The sequence below is a fragment of the Streptomyces sp. EDA2-14 genome (genome assembly GCF_054963755.1).
On record NZ_JBUEGE010000030.1, the window covers coordinates 1 to 25,318 of the forward strand.

The 25,318-nt window shown below is 71.0% G+C and carries 22 protein-coding genes; 17 read left to right on the plus strand and 5 right to left on the minus strand.

What is annotated here, in order from left to right; all coding sequences use genetic code 11:
• Nucleotides 1-24 precede the first annotated feature (24 nt).
• The 8 genes from ACY34M_RS39640 (at nucleotide 25) to ACY34M_RS39675 (ending at nucleotide 7,019) form a co-directional block, all read left to right on the plus strand.
• Nucleotides 25-669, plus strand: coding sequence for an HAD family hydrolase (locus ACY34M_RS39640; protein WP_462723402.1), 645 nt, complete (start codon nucleotides 25-27; stop codon nucleotides 667-669).
• Between the two features lie 70 nt (nucleotides 670-739).
• Nucleotides 740-1,975 carry an MFS transporter gene (locus ACY34M_RS39645; RefSeq protein WP_462723332.1) on the plus strand — a complete coding sequence of 412 codons (1,236 nt, stop codon included), beginning with the start codon at nucleotides 740-742 and terminating at the stop codon, nucleotides 1,973-1,975.
• Nucleotides 1,926-3,101: an acetoin utilization protein AcuC gene (locus ACY34M_RS39650; RefSeq protein WP_462723333.1), complete on the plus strand. Its 1,176-nt coding sequence runs from the start codon at nucleotides 1,926-1,928 to the stop codon at nucleotides 3,099-3,101. The genes ACY34M_RS39645 and ACY34M_RS39650 overlap by 50 nt, the downstream gene beginning before the upstream one ends.
• Before the next feature lie 119 nt (nucleotides 3,102-3,220).
• On the plus strand, nucleotides 3,221-4,036 hold the full coding sequence (locus tag ACY34M_RS39655) for a phosphatase (protein ID WP_462723334.1): 816 nt from the start codon (nucleotides 3,221-3,223) through the stop codon (nucleotides 4,034-4,036).
• 129 nt (nucleotides 4,037-4,165) lie between these two features.
• Entirely contained in the window at nucleotides 4,166-4,375 is a 210-nt protein-coding gene (locus tag ACY34M_RS39660) for a helix-turn-helix domain-containing protein (protein ID WP_266711274.1), read from the plus strand.
• A gap of 150 nt (nucleotides 4,376-4,525) precedes the next feature.
• Nucleotides 4,526-4,624, plus strand: coding sequence for a 30S ribosomal protein bS22 (locus ACY34M_RS39665; RefSeq protein ID WP_003948845.1), 99 nt, complete (start codon nucleotides 4,526-4,528; stop codon nucleotides 4,622-4,624).
• Nucleotides 4,625-4,884: 260 nt separating this feature from the next.
• A complete protein-coding gene (locus tag ACY34M_RS39670; RefSeq protein WP_462723335.1) occupies nucleotides 4,885-5,961 on the plus strand; it encodes an NAD-dependent epimerase/dehydratase family protein in 1,077 nt (358 codons plus the stop codon).
• Nucleotides 5,962-5,975: 14 nt separating this feature from the next.
• Nucleotides 5,976-7,019, plus strand: a complete 1,044-nt coding sequence (locus ACY34M_RS39675) for a lysophospholipid acyltransferase family protein (RefSeq protein WP_462723336.1) — start codon at nucleotides 5,976-5,978, stop codon at nucleotides 7,017-7,019.
• Nucleotides 7,020-7,092: 73 nt separating this feature from the next.
• On the opposite strand, the gene ACY34M_RS39680 is transcribed toward ACY34M_RS39675, so the two are convergent.
• The 3 genes from ACY34M_RS39680 to ACY34M_RS39690 all read right to left on the minus strand — a co-directional run bounded on the left by ACY34M_RS39680 (nucleotide 7,093) and on the right by ACY34M_RS39690 (nucleotide 10,665).
• The gene (locus ACY34M_RS39680; protein WP_462723337.1) at nucleotides 7,093-8,319 is read right to left on the minus strand and encodes a DUF5667 domain-containing protein; all 1,227 of its coding nucleotides are present in this window, start codon (nucleotides 8,317-8,319) and stop codon (nucleotides 7,093-7,095) included.
• A gap of 261 nt (nucleotides 8,320-8,580) precedes the next feature.
• Nucleotides 8,581-9,402, minus strand: coding sequence for an ECF subfamily RNA polymerase sigma factor, BldN family (locus ACY34M_RS39685; RefSeq protein ID WP_462723338.1), 822 nt, complete (start codon nucleotides 9,400-9,402; stop codon nucleotides 8,581-8,583).
• Nucleotides 9,403-9,726: 324 nt separating this feature from the next.
• Nucleotides 9,727-10,665 carry an HAD family hydrolase gene (locus tag ACY34M_RS39690; RefSeq protein WP_462723339.1) on the minus strand — a complete coding sequence of 313 codons (939 nt, stop codon included), beginning with the start codon at nucleotides 10,663-10,665 and terminating at the stop codon, nucleotides 9,727-9,729.
• A 106-nt stretch (nucleotides 10,666-10,771) separates the two neighbouring features.
• On the opposite strand from ACY34M_RS39690, the gene ACY34M_RS39695 reads away from it, so the two are divergent.
• The 7 genes from ACY34M_RS39695 to ACY34M_RS39725 all read left to right on the plus strand — a co-directional run bounded on the left by ACY34M_RS39695 (nucleotide 10,772) and on the right by ACY34M_RS39725 (nucleotide 18,852).
• On the plus strand, nucleotides 10,772-11,059 hold the full coding sequence (locus tag ACY34M_RS39695) for a glutaredoxin family protein (RefSeq protein WP_462723340.1): 288 nt from the start codon (nucleotides 10,772-10,774) through the stop codon (nucleotides 11,057-11,059).
• A 343-nt stretch (nucleotides 11,060-11,402) separates the two neighbouring features.
• Nucleotides 11,403-12,221 (plus strand): redox-sensing transcriptional repressor Rex, encoded by an 819-nt coding sequence (locus ACY34M_RS39700; RefSeq protein ID WP_462723341.1) that lies wholly within the window; start codon nucleotides 11,403-11,405, stop codon nucleotides 12,219-12,221.
• Nucleotides 12,218-13,855, plus strand: coding sequence for a glutamyl-tRNA reductase (locus ACY34M_RS39705; RefSeq protein WP_462723342.1), 1,638 nt, complete (start codon nucleotides 12,218-12,220; stop codon nucleotides 13,853-13,855). The genes ACY34M_RS39700 and ACY34M_RS39705 overlap by 4 nt, the downstream gene beginning before the upstream one ends.
• The gene (gene hemC / locus ACY34M_RS39710) at nucleotides 13,852-14,814 is read left to right on the plus strand and encodes a hydroxymethylbilane synthase (protein ID WP_462723343.1); all 963 of its coding nucleotides are present in this window, start codon (nucleotides 13,852-13,854) and stop codon (nucleotides 14,812-14,814) included. Before ACY34M_RS39705 ends, hemC begins: the two co-directional genes overlap by 4 nt.
• Complete coding sequence (locus ACY34M_RS39715) at nucleotides 14,811-16,490, plus strand: bifunctional uroporphyrinogen-III C-methyltransferase/uroporphyrinogen-III synthase (RefSeq protein ID WP_462723344.1); 1,680 nt, start codon at nucleotides 14,811-14,813, stop codon at nucleotides 16,488-16,490. The genes hemC and ACY34M_RS39715 overlap by 4 nt, the downstream gene beginning before the upstream one ends.
• 142 nt (nucleotides 16,491-16,632) lie before the next feature.
• The gene (gene hemB / locus ACY34M_RS39720) at nucleotides 16,633-17,625 is read left to right on the plus strand and encodes a porphobilinogen synthase (protein ID WP_462723345.1); all 993 of its coding nucleotides are present in this window, start codon (nucleotides 16,633-16,635) and stop codon (nucleotides 17,623-17,625) included.
• Between the two features lie 45 nt (nucleotides 17,626-17,670).
• Complete coding sequence (locus tag ACY34M_RS39725) at nucleotides 17,671-18,852, plus strand: winged helix DNA-binding domain-containing protein (protein WP_462723346.1); 1,182 nt, start codon at nucleotides 17,671-17,673, stop codon at nucleotides 18,850-18,852.
• A gap of 93 nt (nucleotides 18,853-18,945) precedes the next feature.
• On the opposite strand, the gene ACY34M_RS39730 is transcribed toward ACY34M_RS39725, so the two are convergent.
• Both ACY34M_RS39730 and ACY34M_RS39735 read right to left on the minus strand, forming a co-directional pair.
• Nucleotides 18,946-19,125 carry a hypothetical protein gene (locus ACY34M_RS39730; protein WP_462723347.1) on the minus strand — a complete coding sequence of 60 codons (180 nt, stop codon included), beginning with the start codon at nucleotides 19,123-19,125 and terminating at the stop codon, nucleotides 18,946-18,948.
• A 235-nt stretch (nucleotides 19,126-19,360) separates the two neighbouring features.
• Nucleotides 19,361-22,342: an AfsR/SARP family transcriptional regulator gene (locus tag ACY34M_RS39735; protein WP_462723348.1), complete on the minus strand. Its 2,982-nt coding sequence runs from the start codon at nucleotides 22,340-22,342 to the stop codon at nucleotides 19,361-19,363.
• 228 nt (nucleotides 22,343-22,570) lie between these two features.
• Between ACY34M_RS39735 and ACY34M_RS39740 the strand changes: the two genes are divergently transcribed.
• Nucleotides 22,571-23,839 (plus strand): amidohydrolase family protein, encoded by a 1,269-nt coding sequence (locus ACY34M_RS39740; RefSeq protein WP_462723349.1) that lies wholly within the window; start codon nucleotides 22,571-22,573, stop codon nucleotides 23,837-23,839.
• A 528-nt stretch (nucleotides 23,840-24,367) separates the two neighbouring features.
• Nucleotides 24,368-25,309, plus strand: a complete 942-nt coding sequence (locus tag ACY34M_RS39745; protein WP_462723350.1) for an LLM class F420-dependent oxidoreductase — start codon at nucleotides 24,368-24,370, stop codon at nucleotides 25,307-25,309.
• Nucleotides 25,310-25,318: the final 9 nt, after the last annotated feature.

The following is a 25,318-nucleotide window of genomic DNA, read 5'->3' on the forward strand; positions in this document are numbered from 1 at the left end:
TCGTTTAGGGTCGTAGGCATGGGCATGCGCTATGACCTCGTCATCTTCGACAACGACGGTGTACTCGTCGACAGTGAGCCGATCTCCAATACGCTCCTGGCCGGCTACCTCACCGAGCTCGGGCATCCCACCTCATACGAGGAATCACTCCGGGACTACATGGGTGCCGCCATGCACCGCGTGCACGATCTGATCCTCGAGCGGACCGGGCAGCGGCTTCCCGAGGACTTCGACGAGGTATTTCATGCGCGGGTGTTCGCCGCGTTCGAGCGGGAGCTGGAGCCGGTCGACGGGGTGGTCGAGGTCCTGGAGAGGCTGACGGCCGACGGGGTGCCGTACTGCGTCGCGTCCTCCGGGAGTCATGAGCGGATTCGTGTCGGGCACCGCAAGACCGGGCTCGACACATGGTTCGGGGACGAGCGGATCTTCAGTTCGCAGGATGTGGGGCGGGGAAAGCCGGCGCCCGATCTGTTTCTGTACGCCGCCGACCGGATGGGCGTTCCGCCGGAGAAGTGCGTGGTCGTCGAGGACAGTCCACTCGGTGTGCGGGCCGCCGTCTCCGCGGGGATGGACGTATTCGGGTTCACCGCGATGACGCCGGCCGAGCGGCTCGCCGGGGCGAATGAACTCTTCGACGACATGCGGGAGTTGCCGAAGCTGCTCGGCTGAGGTCACGGTCGGCCCATGGTTTCGTGATCCATCTACCCACGGGTAAGGCGGAGCCCTACGCTGTGCCGCCATGACCGATGGCATAACAGGCGGGCGGCTGAAGCGGGGCCGGGCGGCCCTGGGATTCAGTTTCTTCGCCCAAGGCGCGGCGTTCGCGCTCCTCGTGACCCGGATTCCCGCGATTCAGGACCAGTACGGGATATCCGACGCGTTGCTGCCCGTGTTCCTGGCCGCAGTGCCGGTGCTGGCCGGGGTCGGGAGCGTAGGTACCGAGCAGTTGGTGAAGCGAGTGCGGCCAAGCCGGGTGCTGCGGTGGTCGCAGCCGGTCGTGCTCCTGGCGCTGCTCGGGGTCGGGGCCGGGGAGTCGATGGCCGAAGTGGCTGTCGCGCTCGCCGCGTTCGGGCTTTCGGTGGGGGCGCTCGACGCCTCGATGAACATGCTCGGCGTCAGCCTCCAGCGGGCGTACGGGCGCAGCATCATGCTCGGCTTCCACGCGGCGTACAGCCTCGGCGGGATCGTGGGGGCCTCGCTCGCCTGGAGTGGGGCGCACTGGGATCTGACGCTGTTCGTGTCGTATCTGCCCGTGGTGTGCGTACTGGTGCCTCTGTGTCTCGTGGCGAGCCGGTGGTACGTGGACGGGCGGGCGGCCGATGCGGAGGCGACGGCGCGCGAGGAGCAGGCGGGTGGCGGGGTCGTCTTCAAGGTGCTGCTGCCGCTGTGCCTGGTGATGTCCTTCGCGTACATCGGGGACTCGACCGTCTCGAACTGGAGCGCAAAGTACCTCCAGGACGTGCTCGGGAGTTCGGAGCAGCTGTCCACCGTTCCGTACAACGTCTACATGGTGATGACGCTGGTGGGGCGGGCCGTCGGGGATGTGGGGGTGCGGCGGTTCGGGGCCGTGGCCGTGGTGCGGCTCGGGACCGTGCTGGCCGCCGGTGGGTTCGGTGTGGTGGCCGTGGCGCCGGGGGCGTGGGTGGGGATGCTGGGCTTTACGCTGCTGGGGCTCGGGCTGTGCGTGATCGTGCCGCAGACGTTCGCCGCGGCGGGGCGGTTGTTCCCGAACGCGTCCGACGCGGCCGTGGCGCGGCTCAATATCTTCAACTACGTCGGCTTTCTGGTGGGTTCACCGCTTGTGGGGGCGCTGGGGGACGCGTGGAGTTACCGCGGGGCGATGCTGGTGCCGATGGCTCTCGTGCTGGTGACGCTCGTGTATGCCCCATCGTTCCGGGAACGGGAGGACCGATACGGTGGCGGGCATGAGCGGCCGCGCGCAATTGATGTGGGACCCGGCGGTAGCGGGGTATGACTTCGGGCCCGGACACCCGATGGATCCGGTCAGGCTTGATCTGACCCGGAGGCTGGTGGACGCGTTCGGGCTCGACCGGGACGTGGATGTGGTCGCCGCCAAGGCGGCCGGGGAGTCGACGCTGCGGCTCGTGCACCGCGAGGACTACGTGGAGGCGGTCAAGGCCGCGTCCGCCGACCCGGATGCCGCGGACCAGGCGTACGGGCTCGGGACCATGGACGATCCGGCCTTCGCGGGGATGCACGAGGTGTCCGCGCTGATCGCCGGGCAGTCGGTCGGGGCCGCGGAGAGCGTGTGGCGGGGCGACGCGCTGCACGCCGTGAACTTCGCGGGCGGCCTGCACCATGCGATGCCGGGGGCGGCGTCAGGGTTCTGCGTGTACAACGACGCGGCACTGGCGATCGCGCGCCTCCTCGAACTCGGCGTCGAGCGGGTCGTGTACGTGGATGTGGACGTGCACCACGGGGACGGGGTCCAGGCCGCGTTCTGGGAGGACCCGCGGGTCCTGACGATTTCGCTGCACGAGCACCCTCGTACGTTGTTCCCGCAGACCGGGTGGCCCGAGGAGACCGGGGCGGACGGGGCCGCGGAGGGGACCGCCGTGAATGTGGCGCTGCCGGCGGGGACCGGGGACGCCGGGTGGCTGCGGGCGCTGCACGCGGTGGTACCGGAGCTGCTGGCGGAGTTCCGGCCGCAGGTGCTGGTGACGCAGCACGGGGCCGATACGCACTTCGAGGACCCGCTGGCGCACCTGGCCGTATCCCTGGATGCGCAGCGGGCCGTGCAGGTCGCCTGTCACGCGTGGGCGCACGAGTACGCCGACGGGCGGTGGATCGCGCTCGGTGGCGGCGGGTACGCCGTGGTGGATGTCGTCCCGCGGTCGTGGACGCACCTGGTGGGGATCGCGGCGGGGCGGGAGATCGCGCCCGAGTCGGTGATTCCCGACGGGTGGCGCCAGGAAGTGTTCGCCCGTACGCGGCAGTTGGCTCCGCAGCGGATGACGGACGGGCGGTGGCCCGTGTCGTATCAGGAGTGGGAGGCCGGGTACGACCCGGCGGACCGCCTCGACCAGGCGATCCTGGCCACCCGGAAGGCGTCGTACCCGCTGCGGGGGCTGTTGCCGTAGCGGGGCGCGGTACCGGATTGCCGGTCGCGGTGCGGCCCCGCGCCTTTGGGTTACTCCGACTGTGGGGTGTTTGCCCGAAAGTCAGGTGGGGCGCGGGGCAATGAAGCAACATCACAAGGGTGTTGAGCGTCGGCGCCCTGCGTGCGCATCTGTTGGCGGCTCGGCTTGCCGGGCCCGTGGCGACCTCCCGTGAGGAGAGTCTGCGGAGCTACCGCCTGTTCGAGGCGCGGGATCCGCGGGTGATGCTCGGGCTCGATCCCGAGTGGGTGTGGGGGCACCGGGATCTGCTCGCACTGATGGCCGACAAATGTGGGGTGTCCGGGGATCCGCAGCACCGGACGGGGCACGATGTCATCGACCCGGAGCGGACACTGGCTGCCCTCGACGCGTTTGCCGAGCGGCTCGGGAGGGCCGCCGAGAACCGCTCCCCGGTGCTGTTCGGGACGGGCCATCCGCATCGACTGCTCGGTTTCTACGCCGAGTTGGCGGACGCCCTGTCGGCGGTGGGCTGTCCCGTCCTCACCCCCGCGCAGGGCCGCAGTGTCGACATAACGACCCGGTTCGGTCTACGTACGTACAACCTCGACTACGACCGGGGAGTCGCGCTGGTGCGTGAACCGGGCGCGTACCCGGTGCGAAGTGAGACCGGCGCGCACACGCATTCCCCGCTCCCGGTTCGCCTGGTGCTGGGCGCTCTTTCGGAGGCCGGCGAGCCGCTTCCAGAGCTGGTCGTGGGGGACCACGGATGGGTCTGCGGTGCAGGTCAGTTGGGGTTCGACGCCATCGGTCTGGCCGATACGGACGATCCTGCCCTGTTCGTCGGTGAGGCGGAGGGGCAGGTGTCCGTCGTCGTTCCGCTTGATGACGCTGTGCGGTCTGATTACTACCGACCGCTTACTCGCTATGTACTCAATCGAGCGTGTCTGTCACAGTAGGCGACCGATCGCTGCTCCTCTTCCCCACTCGCATCACCCGCCTCTACATTGGGGAGTGAGCACGCAACGACGTTGAGTCACCGGAAGGGGAAGCCGGTGGCCGTCGAGTGCGGAAGGTTCAGGTGTGTCATGGCTGCTGACCAGAGGCCTCTATCCGAGGTGGCGTTCCTGACCGTGGCGGAGGTCGCCGCGGTGATGCGTGTGTCGAAGATGACCGTGTACCGCTTGGTGCACAGTGGTCATCTGCCCGCGATCCGGGTGGGGAGGTCCTTCCGAGTCCCGGAGAACGCGGTTCACGAGTACCTCCGTGACTCTTACGTGGGGGTGGACGCCGGCTGATCCACAGGATCCTGCGGACCTCGATTTCTGCTCGGCGCTCGGGGCGGGGTAGGCTAGCCCCTCGTAGGTCGTGTGGGCCCCAATGCAGCCCCGCACCGAGTGATTGTCCCCGCAATGCGGGGGTTGTCCGAGAAGTGAGCGAGGGTAGTCGTGGGCTCTGTTATTAAGAAGCGGCGTAAGCGGATGGCGAAGAAGAAGCACCGCAAGCTGCTGAAGCGCACTCGCGTGCAGCGTCGCAACAAGAAGTAAGCGGCAGCTGCTGTACAGCGCGCCTTGTGGCCCTTCCACCATCCGGTGGGAGGGCCACACTGCGTTGAACGGGACTGCGTTGCACAGGGCTGCGTTGAACAGGCAAATGTTCACTTCGGAACCTCCTGTTACCTGCGTGTGTGGCTGTCGTCACTTCCTGCATCGAGCAGTCATCACAGCGCAACATCGAACCGCTAACGTGGCCCACAAGCAGTGATTGCGGAGCGCGGCGGGGCTGGGACGGAAGGTAGGCGCTGATCTTGGGCAAGGTCGTGCTCGTGACGGGGGTGGCCCGACAGCTGGGCGGCCGGTTCGTACGCAGGATCCAGCGGGACCCCGAGGTGGACAGAGTCATCGGGGTGGACGCCGTGCCGCCCGCGCACCATCTGGGCGGCGCCGATTTCCTCCAGGCCGACATCCGGCAGCCGACGATCGCGCGGGTGCTCGCCGAGTACGCCGTGGACACCGTCGTGCACATGGACGTGTCCGGGACGCCGCTGGCCAGCGGTGGCCGCGGCGCGGTCAAGGAGACCAACGTCATCGGCACCATGCAGCTTCTCGGCGCGTGCCAGAAGGCGCCGCTGGTGAAGCGGCTCGTGGTGAAGTCCAGCACCAATGTGTACGGGTCGGCGCCCCGCGATCCGGCCGTCTTCACCGAGACGACGCCGCCGAAGTCGCTGCCGAGCGGTGGCTTCGCCAAGGACACGGTGGAGGTCGAGGGGTATGTGCGCGGGTTCGCCCGGCGCCGCCCCGATGTCGCGGTGTGCGTGCTGCGCTTCGCCAACATTCTTGGGCCCACGGCCGATTCGCCGCTCGCCGAGTACTTCTCGCTCCCGGTCCTGCCGACCGTGTTCGGCTACGACCCGCGGCTGCAGTTCGTGCACGAGGACGACGTGATCGAGGTGCTGCGGATCGCCTCGCACGAGCCGGCCCGCGGGACGTTGAACAGTGGCACGTTCAATGTCGCGGGCGACGGTGTGCTGCTGCTTTCGCAGTGCTCGCGGCGGCTCGGCCGGCCGACCGTCCCCGTGCTGCTTCCCGCCGTCACCTGGGTCGGCGGGGCGCTGCGTACGCTGGGGGCGACGGACTTCTCGCCCGAGCAGATCCGGCTGCTCACGCACGGGCGGGTGGTGTCGACGGCCCAGCTGCGCGACACACTGGGCTTCGTGCCCAAGTACACGACCGCGGAGGCCTTCGCGGAGTTCGTACGGGGCCGGGGCCCCGGCCTGCTGCCGCCGCAGGCCCTCGCGGGGGCCGTGGACCGGATCGCCGCGCTGCCCGTCCTGGGCGGGACCCGCCCGGGACCCGGCCACCCCCCGACGCAGAGCGCCAACTGAGGAGCGCATCAACGATGGCGGACGCCAAGGTCATTCCGTTCGACGACGACAGGTCGCGAGGGGCGACGGGGAAGGGCGCCGCGCGCCGCGGCCGGGGCGCGCGCCGCAAGGGCGAACCCGTGGCCGTGCGGGAGGTGCGGCCGTTGCAGCTGCCGCCGGCCGAACCCGCGACCGAATCCGAATCCGAGCCGGAGGAGCCGGCCGGGCCGTCGCGGGGCGGCGGCTGGGACCGGAAGATCGCGGGTGGGCTCGCGTTCCTGCGGCGGCGGATCACCGGGGACTACGAAGTCGACGAGTTCGGCTACGACGAGGAGCTCACCGACCAGGTCCTGATGTCGCTGCTCCGCCCGGTCGCGGAGAAGTACTTCCGGGTCGAGGTGAAGGGCGTCGAGAACATCCCGTCGGAGGGCGGGGCGCTGATCGTCTCCAACCACTCCGGGACGCTGCCGCTGGACGGCCTGATGATGCAGGTCGCCGTGCACGACAACCATCCGGCGGGCCGCCATCTGCGGCTGCTCGCGGCCGATTTGGTGTTCATGCTGCCGGTGGTCAACGAGCTGGCGCGCAAGGCCGGGCACACGCTGGCCTGCGCGGAGGACGCTCAGCGGCTCCTGGAGGGCGGTGAGCTGGTCGGCGTCATGCCGGAGGGCTTCAAGGGCATCGGCAAGCCGTTCAGCGAGCGGTACAAGCTGCAGCGCTTCGGGCGCGGCGGTTTCGTGTCGACCGCGCTGCGCGCCGGCACGCCGATCGTGCCGTGCTCGATCGTCGGGGCGGAGGAGATCTACCCGATGGTCGGCAACGCCAAGACCCTCGCCCGCCTCCTCGGCTTCCCGTACTTCCCGATCACGCCCACGTTCCCGTGGCTCGGGCCGCTGGGGGCGGTGCCGCTGCCGACGAAGTGGACGATCCAGTTCGGCGAACCGATCCCGACGGACGGCTACCCGCCGGAGGCGGCGGAGGACCCGATGCTGATGTTCAACCTGACGGACCAGGTCCGCGAACAGATCCAGCACACCCTCTACAAGTTGCTGGTGCAGCGGCGGTCCGTGTTCTTCTGACACGGGACTACGTGTGGAACCGCGAGGAGGGGGCGGGGACCGGTTGGTCCCCGCCCCCTCCTCGTAGGAACTGCTACTTCGCGTCCTCGCCGTCCACGCCCAGGCCGGGCAGCAGGCCAGGCAGGAGTGGGGGCACCGTGACGTCCGGCTTGGGGGAGTCCGTGCCGGTGCCGGAGTCCGTGCTGTCGTCCGGCGGGGTCGGCGTCGTCTTGTCCTTCTGCGGGTCGAGGAGGCCGCCCGTGGTCTCGCCGAGCAGGCCGTCCTCGTCCTTGCCGCTGTCCGACGTGGACGGCTTCGGCTTCGTCGACGTCTTGTCGTCGCTGCCGGAGGAGCCGGACGGGGCGGAGCGGCCGGTGCTCGGGGTGCCGGGCGCCGAGCCTTCCTGGCTGCTGCCGGGGCTCGTCTCGCCGCCCTTGTGGTCCGGGGTCTTCGGCAGCAGGGCGCGCAGCGGGCCGACTTCTTCGTCTATGGCGTCGAAGACCGAGCTGACCTGGTCCCGGACGTCCCCGAGCTGCACCGGGAGACGGTCGCTCAGGGCGGTCCAGCTCTCCCGGTGCGCGTCGGAGAAGGCGGACAGGGCCTGGATCGGGCCGAGCGCGCCGTCGCGCTTGTACGCGTCGCTGAGCAGCCGGTGGCCCTCGGAGGCGTCGTACTGCACCCCGGAGAGCGCCCGCCTGACCTCGCCCACCGACTCGTGGTCGAGCTGGCCCGCGCGGCCGCGCTCCATGAGCCGGCGCGCCTCGCTCAGGCGCGTGGACGCCTGGTCGAGGTAGGCCTGCCCCTTGTCGGAGTCGCTGTTGGCCATGCCGAGCTTGAGGTCCTCCATGCCGCGCTTGAGGCCGTAGAGGTGGTCGCCCGGCAGCGCGCTGGACGAGGCCGCGGCCACGCCGCTGAAGGCTCCCGCTGCCACCCCGACCGTGAGCCCGCCCGCGGCGATGCCCTTGGTGAGGCGGGAGCGGGGCCGCAGCTTCCGCAGCGGACTCGCCCGGTGTGCACCCTTGCCCTGACGCTGCTTGGGTACGGAGGAGGTCGCCCCGCCCTCCTGGACCATGGCTTCCATGGCGGCGACGAGCTGTGCCCGCTGGGTCACCTTGACCTCGGGGTCGAGCTCGGGTTTCGGCAGCTCACCGAGGGCCGCCGCCAAAGAGAGCAACCCGCTCTCCTCGGTCGTCGCCGCGTCGCTGCGCGGGGCGGCCGGGCCTTCTTCCGGTTGCTGCGCCGCCGGGTCCTGGTCGGACTGGTCCTCCAGGGCCTGGGCGAAGGCGTTCGCCCGCCGGTGTGCCGATACGTTCGCGATCACTGGCGGCACCTCCTCTCAATCATGACGGTCGACTCCCCGGGGGGTCCCGGGGTTGCACCCCTGACCCGGATACACACGAACGAGTGAGTGTGTCCTGGTCGGGAGTGACCACAGGGAGCCTGCATCCCGCACAACGAGCGGCGCGGCACTTGGGTTACGCGCAAAAGCTGATCCGGACGCGATCCCATCTCGCCTTCACCGTAGGTGAGTTGGGGATTGCGGGCAGTAACGGCGCCAGGGATGAAGAAATGGCGCGCGGGATCAGCGGGCGTCGTCCGGCAGAAGGCGCGCGAGGGTGCGCACCGCCCGGTACTGGAGGGTCTTGATCGCACCCTCGTTCTTGCCCATCGCGCGAGCGGTCTCGGCGACGGACAGGCCCTGCAGGAAGCGCAGCGTGACGCACTCCTGCTGCTGCGGGTTGAGCCGCCGTACGGCGTCGAGCAGTGCCGCGTTCGAGAGGGACTCCAGGACCGAGTCCTCGGGGGAACGCTCCACCTCGTTGGCATCGAGCATTTCGCCCGTGGTCACCTCGAGGCGGAAACGGCTCGACTTGAAGTGGTCGGCGACCAGATTGCGCGCGATCGTGACGAGCCAGGCGCCGAAGTCTCGGCCCTGCCACGTGAACGTGCTGATGCGGCGCAGCGCCCGGAGGAAGGTCTCACTGGTGAGGTCCTCCGCCGTCGCCTTCCCGCCCACGCGGTAGTAGATGTAGCGGTACACGGTGTCGCTGTACTGGTCGTAGAGCCGCCCGAACGCGTCGGCCTCGCCCGCCTGGGCGCGCTCGACCAGGTCCATCATGCGGGCGCTGTCGCTGTCGGCCGCGGGGCGGCGGGCCGTGGGTGTGGCTGAGCGGGCAGCGGTGCCCGAGGCACCGGCGGCCCCGGAGCGCACTCGTCTCCCGACGGTGGTCGCGGTCGAATCGGCCATGGCGAAACATGGCGAGGCAGGGGCGGGCACGGCCGCTGCGGCGGCGGCGAGCGCGGGGACGGCGTACGCGGTGGGGACAAAACCGCGCAGGCGGTCCGCGACCGTCGCGTGCAGCGTAGCCAGGCCCGAGGCGTCAACCCCGACGTGTGGGTACACGGGACTCCCAGAGGCAGAGCTTCCATCACGTGCAGTGCGGGACCGTTCACCCGTCGTGCTGACGCGTGGGTACCGGTTTGCGTCTGAGGAGAATAACGCTTCGTGCAGGGAGCACTACACCCAGTTGCTCAAATCACCGATTACGTCACTTCTGTAGTCGCTCGACGGCGATTCAAGTACCGGAGAGTGACCACTTGTTGATCGAATCAGGTCAGATTCCGGATCTGGCGGTGACGTGTTGTGGTCGAGTGGTACCAACGGGACTGGCGGGAGGCATGGCCGGGTAAGACGGTCGGAATGCCGTCCTCGCCCGTGCGGTGACCGTCAGCGACGACGGCGGTGCAGGGCGATCGCCGCCGCCGTACCGCCCGCGACCGCGCCGACGCCGGCCGCCGCGGGCAGGCCGACCTTCGCGGCCTTGCGGCCCGTGCGGTAGTCCCGCAGTCGCCAGTCCCGCTCGCGCGCGTACTTGCGCAGCTTCGAGTCCGGGTTGATCGCGTACGGGTGCCCGACGAGCGACAGCATCGGGATGTCGTTGTGCGAATCGCTGTACGCGGCGCAGCGGCCGAGCTCCAGGCCCTCAGCGGACGCCAGCGCCCGGACGGCCTCCGCCTTCGCGGGCCCGTGCAGCGGTTCGCCGACGAGCCTGCCGGTGTAGACCCCGCCGATGGACTCGGCGACCGTGCCGAGCGCGCCGGTCAGGCCGAGGCGGCGGGCGATCACCGTGGCGATCTCCACGGGCGCGGCCGTGACCAGCCAGACCCGCTGCCCCGCGTCCAGGTGGGCCTGGGCGAGGGCGCGGGTGCCGGGCCAGATCCGCTCCGCCATGTACTCGTCGTAGATCTCCTCGCCGATGGACATCAGCTCGGAGACGCGGTGGCCCTTGACGATGGACAGCGCGCTGTTCTGCGCGTCCTGCATGTGCTCGGGGTCCTCGACGCCCGCGAGCCTGAACCACGCCTGCTGCCAGGCGAATCGGGTCAGCTCGCGGCGCTCGAAGAACTTCCGCTTGTAGAGGCCGCGGCCGAAGTGGAAGATCGCCGCGCCCTGCATCACGGTGTTGTCCAGGTCGAAGAAGGCCGCGGCCTTGTCGTCGCCCGCGACCGGGAACTCCGGCTCCTCGACGTCCTCGTCCACCAGGGGAGCCTGGTCCTCCAGCTCCTGGGAGGACTTGCGGGCGGCCTCGGCCGAAGCCTCGCCTGCCAGCACGCTCCGCGCGGTGGCGGAGCGCCTACGGGGTGTGAGCCATCCGAGAGCGGCCATGTCGTGAGCATAGCCAGTCTGTTCGGGGGTTCCGGAGTCGCGAGGGTTTCGAGAGCCTGTCCGCGTGTGAATTCTCGGCGACGGGAGGGCCGTGTGTGGGGCGAGAATGGCCGGTATGAGTCCCATTTTTCGTACCCGCGAGAAGAAGGATCCGCGTGACCGGGTCGTCACGCTGATCGGGAAGCCCGGCTGTCATCTGTGCGACGACGCACAGACGGTGATCGAGAAGGTGTGCGCCGAGGTCGGCGCCTCCTGGGAGAAGAAGGACATCACGGAGGACGAGGAGCTGTACCGCAAATACTGGGAGCAGATCCCGGTCGTTCTCGTCGACGGTGCGCAGCACGATTTCTGGCGCGTCCAGGAGGAGCGGCTGCGGCGTGCGCTCACTCGGTGACGGAGTGCGTACGGCCGCCCCGGAGCGGTCGCACAGGTCACTGACCGACGAGTCCAACTGGTCCCAAAAGTCGCTTAGGATCGAGGGCGGTTCTGGTCTCGGGGGGCGTGGATCGACGCAACGTTGAGGAGAGTGTGCCGTTTTGGCCCCCACAGGTAAGCAACGACGCTACCTGCGCTCCGGTTCCACGGACGCGCGCGGGGCGCGCGTGAGCCCGGTCACGTTGGCCGGGCAAATCGGACACCATCTTTGTGCACGCGTTCACAAAGACATAGCCTGCATTCGACGGGGCGGTCGAGTAGCAGGGTGCCGCCCACAGCCCCGCTCTACCCGCAGGAGCACCGTGGCAACTGGCCGAAATCACCGACCGGCGACCCGCAGCCGAGGAATTCCCGAGGCCACCGTCGCCCGTCTCCCGCTGTACCTCCGAGCCCTCACCGCTCTGTCGGAGCGCTCGGTGCCCACGGTCTCCTCCGAGGAGCTCGCGGCCGCGGCGGGGGTCAACTCCGCGAAGCTGCGCAAGGACTTCTCGTACCTCGGTTCGTACGGGACCCGTGGCGTGGGCTACGACGTCGAGTACCTCGTCTACCAGATCTCACGCGAGCTGGGCCTCACGCAGGACTGGCCGATCGTGATGGTCGGTATCGGCAACCTCGGTGCGGCGCTTGCCAATTACGGTGGTTTCGCCTCGCGCGGCTTCCGCGTCGCGGCGCTGATCGACGCCGACCCGGCGATGACCGGCAAGTCCGTCGCGGGCATGGCCGTGCAGCACGCCGACGACCTCGAGAAGATCATCGACGAGAACGGTGTCTCGATCGGTGTCATCGCGACCCCGGCCGGTGCCGCGCAGCAGGTCTGCGACCGGCTCGTCGCCGCCGGTGTCACCTCCATCCTGAACTTCGCGCCGACCGTCCTGTCCGTGCCGGACGGCGTCGACGTGCGCAAGGTCGACCTCTCCATCGAGCTGCAGATCCTCGCGTTCCACGAGCAGCGCAAGGCCGGCGAGGCCCCCGTCGACGGCACCGCCGCCGAGGGTGCCGTGGGCGTCGAGGGCCCGGCCGCCAAGGTCACCAAGCCCGCGGCCGCCGACGCCGCGGAGAGCGACAACAACGACGACCGCAAGGGACCCGACGGGGACGTGCCCGCCGTGATGCCGGCATGAGCCTCCTCGTCGTAGGTCTGAGCCACCGCAGCGCCCCCGTCAGCGTCCTGGAGCGCGCCGCGCTGAGCGCGGACACCCAGGCCAAGCTGCTCCAGGACACGCTCGCCGCCGAACCGGCCGCCGAGGCCGCGGTGCTCGCCACCTGCAACCGCATCGAGCTGTACGCGGACGTGGACAAGTTCCACGCCGGTGTCGCCGAGCTGTCGACGCTGCTCGCCCAGCACAGCGGTGTGGCCCTCGAAGAGCTCACTCCTTATCTGTATGTGCACTACGAGGACCGGGCGGTGCACCACCTGTTCTCGGTGGCGTGCGGGCTCGACTCGATGGTGGTCGGCGAGGGCCAGATCCTCGGCCAGATCAAGGACACCCTCGCGCGCGCCCAGGAGCTGCACTCCGCGGGCAAGCTCCTCAACGACCTCTTCCAGCAGGCGCTGCGGGTGGGCAAGCGCGCCCACTCGGAGACCGGGATCGACCGGGCCGGGCAGTCGCTCGTCACGTTCGGCCTGGAGCAGCTCGCCGCCGGGGAGCCGGTGGACGCCTGGGCGCAGGGCAAGCGCGCGCTGGTGATCGGTGCCGGCTCGATGTCCTCGCTCGCCGCGGCCACGCTCGGCCGCGCCGGTGTCGCCGAGGTCGTCGTCGCCAACCGGACGGCTGAGCGCGCCGACCGCCTCGTAGAGATCTTGGGTGAAGCGGGTACCGCCGCGCGGGCCGTCGCGATGGACGCCGTCGCGGACGAACTGACACGTGCCGACGTCGCCATCTCCTGCACCGGCGCGACCGGTCTCGTGCTCACCGCCGAGGCGGTACGGTCCGCCGTCGCGGGCCGCACGCCGACCGCCGGCGCCGAGGTGTCGCCCGCACCGGCCCCCGCTGCGGGCAGGCCCGCGGCGGACAGCGGCTCGGTCGAGGCGGTGCGCGGTGGCTTCTCCGTCGAGGGCGAGGCCGCGGTCGCCGGGTTCGACGCCGCCGCTCTCGAGCAGCACGGCGCCTGGGTGGACAACGCGCCGGGCGAGCAGGTCCGCCCCGTGCAGCCCTCGGAGGCCGAGGCCATCGCCGCGCTCGCCGTCGCCGGACGGGTGCCGGAGATGCGCCGCGAGCGCGCCCCCGAGCCCGTACGACAGGTGGCGCTCGCGCTGCTCGACCTGGCGATGCCGCGCGATGTCGACGCGGCGGCGCACCGGATCGACGGGGTCCGCCTCGTCGACATCGAGTCCCTCGCCGAGGCCTCCGCCGACGCGCCCATGGCCGCCGACGTCGACCAGGTGCGGTCCATCGTGGCCGACGAGGTCGCCGCGTTCGGCGCCGCGCAGCGGGCCGCGCACATCACGCCGACCGTCGTCGCGCTGCGCACGATGGCCGCGGACGTGGTGGCCAGCGAGATCGCCCGGCTCGACGGCCGGCTCCCCGGCCTCGACGAGAAGCAGCGCGCGGAGATCACCCAGACCGTGCGGCGCGTGGTGGACAAGCTGCTGCACGCGCCGACCGTCAGGGTCAAGCAGCTGGCCGCCGAGCCAGGCGGCGCCGGGTACGCGGACGCCCTGCGGACCCTTTTCGACCTGGACCAGGAGACGGTCGCCGCCGTCTCCCGGGCCACCCCCCACGAAGCAGAAGGCAAGAATCGAGGCCCGGCATGACCGCCGAGAAAGCCCTGAGGCTGGGCACCAGGCGCAGCAAGCTGGCCATGGCCCAGTCGGGGCACGTGGCCGAAGCGGTACGCCAGTTCACCGGCCGCGAGGTCGAGCTGGTGGAGATCACCACGTACGGGGACACCTCGCGCGAGCACCTCGCGCAGATCGGTGGCACCGGCGTCTTCGTCACCGCACTGCGTGACGCGCTCGCCAGCGGCGAGGTCGACTTCGCGGTGCACTCCCTCAAGGACCTGCCGACCGCGCAGCCCGAGGAGCTGGCCCTGGCCGCCGTACCGGTGCGCGAGGACCCGCGGGACGTGCTGATCGCGCGCGACGGACTGAAGTTCACCGATCTGCCCGCGGACGCTCGCGTCGGTACCGGTTCGCCGCGCCGCATGGCGCAGCTGAACGCGTACGCGCGCAGCCACGGCATACGGATCGAGACCGTGCCGATCCGTGGGAACATCGACACCCGGATCGGGTTCGTCGAGAAGGGCGAGCTGGACGCCGTGGTCCTCGCGGCCGCCGGGCTCAGCCGTACCGGTCGCAGCGAGGAAGTCACCGAGTTCCTCTCGACCGACATGATTCTGCCCGCCCCCGGCCAGGGGGCACTGGCTGTCGAGTGTGCCGCTGGGAACAGCGAACTCGTCGCCGCGCTCGCCGAGATGGACGACCCGTTCACGCGGGCCGCCGTGACCGCCGAGCGGTCCCTGCTCGCCGCCCTGGAGGCCGGCTGCAGCGCACCTGTGGGTGCACTGGCCGACCTGCTGGTCGACGGGCAGATTGTCAAGGAAATGCGCCTGCGCGGCGTCGTCGGCTCGACCGACGGCTCCGAGCTGGTGCAGCTGTCCACCACCGGTCCCGTGCCCTCGTCCACCGACGAGGCGCTGGCTCTCGGGCGGGAACTCGCCGCCGAGATGCTGGCCAAGGGCGCGGCCGGTCTGATGGGGGAGCGAGCACTTTGAGCCCCACCACCGCTGTATCGACCGCCTGTGCACCTGGGCACGTCACCTTCCTGGGTGCGGGCCCCGGTGATCCAGGACTGCTGACCCTCAGGGCCGTGGAGGCCCTGTCCCGAGCGGATGTGCTGATCGCCGAGCCTGAAGTGCTCGACGTCGTGCGGACGCATGCCAAGGCCGGCGTGACCGTCCTCGACGCCACGGGCACCCCGGAGCGTGCGGCGACCACTGACGGCTCGTCAACTGCCGTTGCGGTCCCGGCTCTGAGGGACTGGGCCAATCTTGTCATGGAGGCCGCGCGGGGCGGCAAGCGGGTCGTGCGTGCGGTCACCGGGGACCCCGGTCTCGACACGTACGCGGCCGAGGAGATGCTTGCCTGCGCGACCGAGGGCGTCACCTTCGAGGTGGTGCCGGGCATCGCGGCGGCCGTGGGCGTGCCTGCGTACGCCGGTGTGCCGCTCCGTGACGAGCAGGGCGCCGACGTCCGCTTCGTCGACGCGTCCACCGCCTCCGAGCGCTGCTGGACCGAGGTCGGCGCGTCCGACGGCACGGTCGTCGTGTCGACGACGCTCGACTCGGTGGGCTCCGCGGCCGGTGAGCTGGTGGCGGCGGGCCGCAAGCCCGACACCCCGCTGTCGGTGACGGTCGCCGGTACGACGACGCGCCAGAAGACCTGGACGGCGACGCTCGGCACGATCGCGCAGACCCTGAAGCAGGCCAAGGTGCTGCCGTCGCCCGAGGGCAACCGCCCGGTGATAGCCGTGGTCGGTGAGCGCAGTGCCGCCGCCCAGCGCGACCAGCTGTCCTGGTTCGAGTCGAAGCCGCTGTTCGGCTGGCGTGTGCTCGTCCCCAGGACGAAGGAGCAGGCGGCCTCGCTCTCCGACCAGCTTCGTTCCTACGGCGCTGTGCCGCACGAGGTGCCGACCATCGCGGTCGAGCCGCCGCGCACGCCGCAGCAGATGGAGCGCGCGGTCAAGGGCCTGGTGACGGGCCGCTACGAGTGGATCGCCTTCACCTCGGTGAACGCGGTCAAGGCCGTCCGCGAGAAGTTCGAGGAGTACGGGCTCGACGCCCGCGCCTTCGCCGGGATCAAGGTCGCGGCGGTGGGCGACCAGACGGCGCAGGCCCTGATCGCCTTCGGCGTGAAACCGGACCTGGTGCCGAGCGGCGAGCAGTCGGCCGCCGGTCTCCTGGAGGACTGGCCGCCGTACGACCCGGTCTTCGACCCGATCGACCGTGTCTTCCTGCCGCGTGCCGACATCGCGACGGAGACCCTCGTGGCCGGGCTCATCGAGCTGGGCTGGGAGGTCGACGACGTCACGGCGTACCGGACCGTGCGCGCCTCGCCGCCGCCGGCGGAGACGCGTGAGGCGATCAAGGGCGGCGGGTTCGACGCGGTGCTCTTCACGTCGTCGAGCACGGTGCGGAACCTGGTCGGTATTGCGGGCAAGCCGCACAACGTGACGGTGATCGCGTGCATCGGTCCGGCGACCGCGAAGACGGCCGAGGAGCACGGGCTGCGGGTCGATGTGATGGCTCCTGAGCCGTCGGTGCTGAAGCTGGCGGCGGCGCTCGCGGACTTCGGTGCGAAGCGTCGGCTGGCCGCCATCGAGGCGGGGGATCCGGTGACGCGGCCGAGCGAGCGGCGGCCCGGGTCGCGGCGGCGGCGCGCGGCTCCGTAGGTCTGACGGGGTGGGCCCCTGGTGCCGTTGCGCGGCGCCGGGGGCCGCCTTGCCCACCCTGCCGCCCAAGGCGGCAGATTGCCCAAGGCGGGGCGGGGATGACCCCCCCAGCGGTGTTGAACGTAGTTCGAGGAGATTTTCGGTGACTCGGTACGGCTCTTTTCCCGGTGCGCGGCCCCGGCGGCTGCGGACGACCCCCACCATGCGCCGCATGGTCGCCGAGACGCGGTTGCATCCGGCCGACCTGATCCTGCCCGCGTTCGTGCGCGAGGGGATCGACGCCCCGGTGGAGATCGGTGCCATGCCGGGCGTGTACCAGCACACCCGTGACTCCCTGAAGAAGGCGGCGGCCGAGGCAGCCGAGGCGGGCGTCTCCGGGATCATGCTGTTCGGCGTGCCGCTGGAGGAGAAGAAGGACGCGCGGGGCACGGTCGGCACCGACCCCGACGGCATCCTTCAGCTCGCGCTGCGCGACGTGCGCTCCGAGGTCGGCGACGACCTGATCGTCATGTCCGACCTGTGCCTGGACGAGTTCACGGACCACGGCCACTGCGGCGTCCTCGACGAGCAGGGCCGCATCGACAACGACGCGACGCTGGAGCGGTACGCGGAGATGGCGCAGGTCCAGGCGGACGCGGGCGCCCATGTCGTCGGCCCGAGCGGCATGATGGACGGCCAGATCGGCGTCATCCGCGACGCGCTGGACCAGATCGGCCGCGAGGACGTCGGTGTGCTCGCCTACTCGGTGAAGTACTCCTCCGCCTTCTACGGCCCGTTCCGCGAGGCCGTCGGCTCCTCGCTCCAGGGCGACCGCAAGACGTACCAGCAGGACCCGGCGAACGTCCGGGAGTCCCTGCGGGAACTGGCGCTCGACCTCGAAGAGGGCGCCGACATGGTGATGGTGAAGCCCGCGGGCCCGTACCTCGACATCCTGGCCCGGGTGGCCGAGGAGGTCGACGTGCCGGTGGCGGCGTACCAGATCAGTGGCGAGTACTCGATGATCGAGGCGGCGGCGCAGCGCGGCTGGATCGACCGGGACAAGGCGATCATGGAGTCGCTGCTCGGCATCAGGCGGGCCGGCGCGAACATGATCCTCACGTACTGGGCCACGGAGGTCGCCCGCAAGCTGGGCTGACGTTTTCGGGCTGCGCGGGGTGGCCCGTGCCGGAAGAATTCCGGCATGACCACGAACACCATCTCCGCGCGGGGCCTCAACAGGTCGACTCTGGCACGGCAGTTGCTGCTGAACCGGGAGGCTCTCGGGGCCGAGGAGGCACTACGGCGGGTTGTCGCGCTCCAGGCGCAGCAGCCCGCTTCGCCGTATGTGGCGCTGTGGAACCGGGTGGCGGGCTTCGAACCGGCCGACCTGGACGCGGTGTTCGGCGGCTTCCGGGCGGTGAAGTCGACGCTGATGCGGATCACGCTGCACGCGGTGCACGCCGACGACTACCGGGACTTCCGGGCGGCGGTGGAGCCGACGGTGCGGGGTGCGCGGCTGGGGGATCCGCGGTTCAGGGCGTCGGGTCTTGAGCCGCAGGACGCGGACGGGCTGCTGTCGGAGCTGCTCGATTTCGCTCAACAGCCGCGCAACGCAGCTGAGTTGACCGAGTGGTTCGCCCGCCGGGTCGGAGAGGGCCGGGACGCGAGGCTGATGACGGCCTCCCGGATGCTGCGCCAGTACGCGCCCCTTTGGCACGCGCCCGTCGACGGATCGCCGTGGGCGTACGCCTCCGACAGGCGGCAGCTGTTCGTTGCGGCGGAGCCGGCCAGCCGCCCACGGCTGCGGGATCCGGAGGAGGTGGCCGAGGGGCTGCGGGCCCTGATCCGGCGCTACTTGGCGGGGTTCGGCCCGGCGTCGCTCGCGGACATGGCGCAGTTCGCCCTCGTACAGAAGGGGCGGGTGCGGGCGGTGCTCGACGAGGACCTGGAGCGGCTGACCGGTCCGGGCGGCACGGTCTTCTACGACGTGCCGGGCGGCGTGCTGCCCGACGCCGACACCCCGGCTCCGCCGCGCCTGATGGCGATGTGGGACAGCGTCCTGCTCGCGTACGCGGACCGTGGGCGGGTGCTCCCGGCCGAGTACCGCAAGCATGTGACCAGGGTGAACGGTGACGTGCTTGCGACGGTCCTCGTGGACGGGCACGTGGCCGGGGTCTGGCGGACGGCCCCGTCGGGCGGTGTGGAGGTCGGCGCGTTCCGCCCGCTGCCGAAGGCGACGTGGACCGCCCTGGAGGCAGAGGCGGAGGGTGTGGTCCGGCTGCTGGCGGAGCGCGATCCGCACGCGTACCGGCGCTACGACCACTGGTGGGAGAAGGGGCTGCCGGTGGCGGAGACGCGGGTGCTGGGGCCGGGTCGCGGATGACGCGGTGTCCGGCGCGGGACGCACCTCGGCCGCGGCGGTTCCCCCTCCGGTCCGCCGCGGCCGGTCCCCGTCCCAGTGGTGGTCCTTGGGGCGTTACGCCTTCTCGCTGGAGATGTGCGAGTCCTGCGGGGTGACGGTGCCGCCGGAGATGTGGCTGTCGAGCGGCTTGACCTCCTCCGCGTCCTCGCTGGAGATGTGGCTGTCGAGCGGCTTGATCTCCTCCGCGTCCTCGCTGGAGATGTGGCTGTCCTGAGGCTTGATCTTGTCGCTCATGGCGATGATCCCTCCGTTGGTGGCGTGCTTACGGGTGGCGCCCGCCCGGCAACACCCCCGTGGGTTGCCGGGCGGGCACCGCGGGGCCGTTACCGTAACGGCCGGCCCGACCGCCAATCCGTCTGCCCCCCGACGCGACGGCTCGGCACAGAAGAGAGTGACGCGCCGCGATAAACGAATGATGAACGTCCCTCAGCAAAACGTCCTTCGGCCGGACGGCCCGCCGCGCAAGGGGCTATGCCGCGACGGGCTTCATCAGCGCCCGGACCTCGGCGGCCTCGGGGGAGCCGAGCCGCTCGTAGATGGAGAGGGCCTCGCTCCAGCAGGCGCGGGCCCGGTCCGGCTGGCCGAGCAGTGCCAGCGCCCGGCCGAGGACGGTCAGTATGCCGCCTCTGCGCCACTCGCCGCCGATACCGCGCAGTGCGATGGCCTGTTCCGCGTGGGAGGCGGCGAGCGGGGCGCGCTTGGCCGCGAGGTGGACCTCGGCGAGCCGGAGGTGGGTGACGCCCTCCCACAGGGGCTGGCGGTTCTCGTGGAAGATGCCGAGCGCCGCCGTGAGCTGGTCCAGCGCCTCGCCGTAGCGGCGCGCCACGGTCAGTGCGAGGCCGAGGGCGTACCTGCCGTTGGCCAGGCGCAGGGCCGTGCCGAGGCGGTCGTAGATCCGGATGCCCTGCTCGGCGAGCTCGATGGCGCTGCTGGTCCTGCTCTGCGCGAGGTGGATGCGCGAGAGGTTGCACAGGGCGCTGGCCTCGCCCGGAGTGTTCGTGTCCGCGCGGAAGTTGTCCAGGGCGATCCGGAGGTACTTCTCCGCCTGGTCGAGGTCGTTGCGGTAGAAGGCGATGATGCCGCGCTCGTGCGGCGCGTGCCCCTGCGACCAGGGGTCGGAGGAGGCGACGTCGAGGTCCATGGCGGCGGCGGCCTCGCGCTCCGCGTCGTCGAACCGGCCGGCGAACGCCCACACCTGGGAGAGCGTCGTGCGGGCCCGGGCCTCGGCGACGGCGTCGCCCAGTTCGTGGGCGGTGTCGCGCAGGGCGACCGCGGCGTGCTCGTACCGCAGTGAGCTCGCGCCCGATTCGGAGAGGTCCTTGGCGACGAGGATGAGGCTCGCCGCCCTGCGCAGCAGGGGTGCGCGCAGCGACTGCTGGAGGCAGGACAGGAGGCATTCGGCCTCGGCGAACAGCCAGTCCAGGGCCGCCGCCTGGTTCTCGAAGGACAGTCCCGGATGGGTGGTCGGCGCGACGTGGTCGACCAGGCGGTCGCCGGGACGCTCGATCGCGTACACGTCCGTCGCCGTCGCCAGATAGAAGTCGAGGAGCCGCGACATCGCCGCCTCCCGCTCCTGCGTCGTCTCGTCCCGCTCGGCGCACGCACGCGCGTAGAGCCGGACCAGATCGTGGTAGCGGTAGCGGCCCGGAGCGGCGGATTCCAGAAGGGAGGTGTCGACGAGGGACTCCAGGACGTCCTCGGTCGACTCCAGGTCGAGGTCCAGGGCCGCCGAGGCCGCGGCGAGCGAGATGTCGGGGCCGTCGGCGAGGCCGAGGAGGCGGAAGGCGCGGGACTGGGCCCGCTCCAGCTGGCCGTAGCCCAGCTCGAAGGTGGCCTTGACCGCGAGGTCGCCGGCCTGCAGCTCGTCCAGGCGGCGGCGCTCGTCGGCGAGCTTCGCGGCAAGCACCGAGACGGTCCAGGTGCGGCGGGCCGCGAGCCGGGACGCCGCGATACGGATGGCGAGGGGCAGGAAACCGCAGGCCGCGACCACGTCGAGGGCCGCCTTGCGCTCCGACGTCACCCGCTCCTCGCCCACGATCCGGGTGAAGAGCAGCAGCGCCTCGTCGGGGGACATGACGTCCAGGTCGACGAGGTGCGCGCCCACCAGGTCGACCATCCGGACCCGGCCAGTGATCAGCGCGGCGCAGCCCGCCGTGCCCGGCAGCAGCGGCCTGACCTGCGCCGCGTCCCGCGCGTTGTCGAGGAGGACCAGCGTGCGGCGGCCGTCGAGCGTTGAGCGGAAGAGGGCCGAGCGCTCCTCCAGGGAGTCGGGGACCGCCGACTCGGGGGTGCCGAGGGCGCGCAGGAAGGAGCCGAGGACCGTCTCGGGCTCGGCCGGGGACGGGCTGGTGCCCTGGAGGTCGACGTAGAGCTGGCCGTCGGGGAAGGCGGCGCGGGCGGCGTGCGCGACGTGCACGGCGAGCGTCGTCTTGCCCACGCCGCCGATGCCCGCCACCGCCGACACGGCCATGACCGAACCGGCGCCGGACTCCGAGGACGCGGCGGCGAGGGTGTCGCCGAGCTCCGTGACGAAGGAGGCGCGGCCGGTGAAGTCGGGCACGGTGGCCGGGAGTTGGGCCGGGCGCAGCGGGCCCGACGCGGTCTCCTGCGGCTGGGCGGAGGGCTCCGACAGGCTCGGGTCCGCCTGGAGGATGCGCTGCTGGAGCTCCGAGAGGCCGGGGCGCGGGTCGACGCCGAGCTCGTCGGCGAGGAGGCGGCGGGTGTCCGCGTAGACGGCGAGGGCCTCCGCCTGCCGGCCCGAACGGTAGAGCGCCAGCATCAGCAGCTCGCGCAGCCGCTCGCGCAGCGGGTGGTCGGCGGTCAGGGCGGTGAGCGCGGAGACCGTCTCCGCGTGGCAGCCCTGTTCCAGGTCCATGTCAAGCCGGGTTTCGAGGAGTTGGAGGCGCCACTCCTCAAGGCGGGCGCGCTCCGTCTCCGCGTGCGGGCCGGGGACATGGGCCAGCGGTTCGCCGTCCCACAGGTCGAGCGCCTCGTTCGTCAGCGCGCGCGCCCGGTGCAGGTCGCCGGAGTGCCGGGCCTGCTCGCCCCGGGCGGCCAGCTCCTCCGCGGTCGCCAGGTCCAGTGCGTCCGGCCGCGAGACGCGCAGCGCGTAGCCGCCCGCCTCGGTCTCCAGGACGCCGGGGCCGAGGATCTTGCGCAGCCGCGAGGCGTACGTGCGGATCGCGGCCAGCGCCTGGGACGGCGGCTCGTCGCCCCATACGGCGTCGATGAGTTCGGCCGCGGTCGCCGTGCGGCCCTGGCGCAGCAGGAGGGTGGCGAGAAGCGCGCGCTGCTGCGGGGAGCCGGTGGACAGGGGATCGGCGCCGCGCCAGGCGCGCACCGGGCCGAGCACGCTGAAGCGCAGGTCGGCGCCGGGGACCGCGGACGCGTCCGCGGCGTCATCGGGCAGCGCGGCACGCCGCTGCTCCGGTACCCGGGGTCCACCGACCATCTTCGCCGCTCCCTGCCGCCACGTCCGCTTACGTCATTCTGTCGCGCCGTCCAACCGGCGCGCCGTAGTTGCGCGCACATCAAAGACAACTCTCGTCAGTTTGCCTTGTTCCTGACGGAAACGTCAGCCATGGAGGGCACCCATCACAGACACCTCACGCGTGAGCCATCGGGAACCACGGCGTCCCCACTAGCTGACGGGTCGTCAGATCGGCGCTACCGTGAGCACATGGAGACCACGGAGACCGAAAGCACTCGAAACGCTCAAACTCCTCTGAACCAGGACGACTTCCCGCGCATCATCTCCGTCGACGACCACACCGTCGAACCGCCGAACGTCTGGTCCGAGCGGCTGCCGAAGAAGTTCCGCGACACCGGGCCCCGGATCGTCCGCGCCCCGCTGAAGGAAATGACCTTCCTGGGCGGGAAGTTCGCGCCGGTCATGGGCGAGCCCGGCGACGACGGGCCGATCGGCGACTGGTGGGTCTACGAGGACCTGCACCGGCCGCTGACCCGGCTCGACACCGCGGTCGGCTACGACCGGGACGAGATCAAGCTCGAAGTCATCACGTACGAGCAGATGCGGCCGGGGTCGTTCAGCGTGCCGGAGCGGCTCGCCGACATGGACGTCAACCACGTCCAGTCCGCCCTCTGCTTCCCCACCTTCCCGCGCTTTTGCGGGCAGACCTTCACCGAGGCCAAGGACCGTGAGCTGGGGCTGCTCGGCGTCCAGGCGTACAACGACTGGATGGTGGAGGAGTGGTGCGGGCCCGAGGCGCAGGGGCGGCTCATACCGCTGACCCTCGTGCCGCTGTGGGACGCCGAGCTGGCCGCGGCCGAGGTGCGGCGCAATGCCGCGCGCGGGGTGCGGGCCGTCGCGTTCTCCGAGATTCCGCCGCATCTCGGGCTGCCGTCCATCCACACCGACGACTGGGACCCGTTCCTCGCGGCGTGCGCCGAGACCGGGACCGTCATCGCCATGCACATCGGGTCCAGCAGCAAGATGCCGTCCACGTCGCCGGACGCGCCGCCCGCCGTCGGGTCGACGATCACCTTCGCCAACTGCTGTTTCTCGATGGTGGACTGGCTGATGAGCGGCAAGTTCGAGCGGTTCCCGAACTTGAGGATCATGTACGCGGAGGGGCAGATCGGCTGGATCCCGTACATCCTGGAGCGCGCCGATGTGGTGTGGGAGGAGAACCGGGGCTGGGGCGGTGTCGCCGACAAGGTGCGCAAGCCGCCGTCCGAGTACTTCGCCGACCATGTCTTCGGCTGCTTCTTCGACGACGCGTTCGGCCTGAAGAACCTCGACTCCATCGGTGTCGCCAACGTCCTCTACGAGACGGACTACCCGCACTCCGACTCGACGTGGCCCAAGTCCAAGGAGGTCGGCGAGGCGCAGATGGGGCACCTGGCGCCGGACGTGGTGGACCGCCTGGTCCGGGGCAACGCGATTGACCTGCTCGGTCTTGCACCGGACGGGTGCTGGAGGCCCTGACCGGGGTCACCCGGCATCGGCGTCGCGGCCACGGGGCCCCGCCCCGGACCCCGCGCCTCAATCGCCGGCGGGGCTCAAGGGGTCGGGGTCCGGTCCCGGGCTGGGCTTGAAAGATCGGGGCTCTGCCCCGGACCCCGCGCCTCAATCGCCGGCGGGGCTCAAGGGATCGGGGCTCTGTCCTGGGCTGGGCTTGAAAGATCGGGGCTCTGTCCCGGACCCGGCTGCTCAGTCGCCGGTGGGGCTCAAGGGGTCGGGGTCCGGTCCCGGGCTGGGCTTGAAGGGTCGGGGCTGTGTCCCGCACCCCGCTGCTCAATCGCCGCAGGGGCTTGGGGGGGGCGGGTCTGTGCCTCGGGGTCCGTCGGCTCTCGTCCCGGGGTGGGGCTTGATGGGCCCGCCCGCCGTGGAGCCCCGTGGCGTAGGTGTGGGTGGCCGGGGCGAAACCCTTGTCTGACGGGGCGTCAGGCGTGAGGATGTTCGGCAACCGCAATATGTGACGGTCCGTCAGACAACTGAGCGTCAGGGGTTTTCATGGCGTCGCTCGCCTATGGCATGCAACTCCCGGTCCAGTCCCAGAGCACCGTCTACGCCGAACCCTGGGAGGCGGTCGCGGGCGCGGATGATCTCGCCGAGATCGCCCGCACCGCCGACCGGAGCGGCTTCGACTACATCGCGAGCTGCGACCACGTCGCCATCCCGCGCCGGCTCGCCGACGCCATGTCGACGACCTGGTACGACCCGGTCGCCACCCTCGCCTTCCTGGCGGGCGTCACCGAACGCGTGCGGCTGCTCAGCCACGTCGCGATCGTGGGCCTGCGGCACCCCCTCGTCTCCGCCAAGCAGTACGCGACGCTCGACCACCTCAGCGGCGGGCGGCTCGTCCTCGGCGTGGGGGCCGGTCACGTACAGGAGGAGTTCGAGGCGCTCGGTGTCGACTTCGCGCGGCGCGGCGCCGTGCTCGACGAGAGCGTCGACGCCCTGAAGGCGGCCCTCGGGCCGGAGGAGTTCCCCGTGCACAAGGGGGAGTTGTTCTCCTTCGAAGGGCTCGGGCAGCGGCCCCGGCCCGCCCAGCGGCGCGTACCGGTCTGGGTCGGCGGCTCCTCCGCGCCCGCCGTGCGCCGCGCCGCGCTCAAGGGCGACGGCTGGCTCCCGCAGGGCGACCCGCGGGACCGGCTCCCGCAGCAGATCGACAAGCTGCGCCGACTGCGCGCCGAGGCCGGGATCGAGGCCCCGCTCACCGTGGGCGCCATCACCGAGCCGCTGTACGTGGGCGAGCCGACGTGGGACGTCGGGCGGCGCACCCTGTCCGGCGCGGGCGAGGCGATCGCCGAGTCGCTGCGGGCCTACGCCGCGATGGGCGTGCACCAGATCCAGATCCGGTTCCGCAGCCGGACGCGCACAGAACTCACCGACCAGATGGCGGCCTTCGCCGCCGAAGTCGCTCCGCACCTGAGCCACCTCAATCAAGCCTAGGAAAAGGAG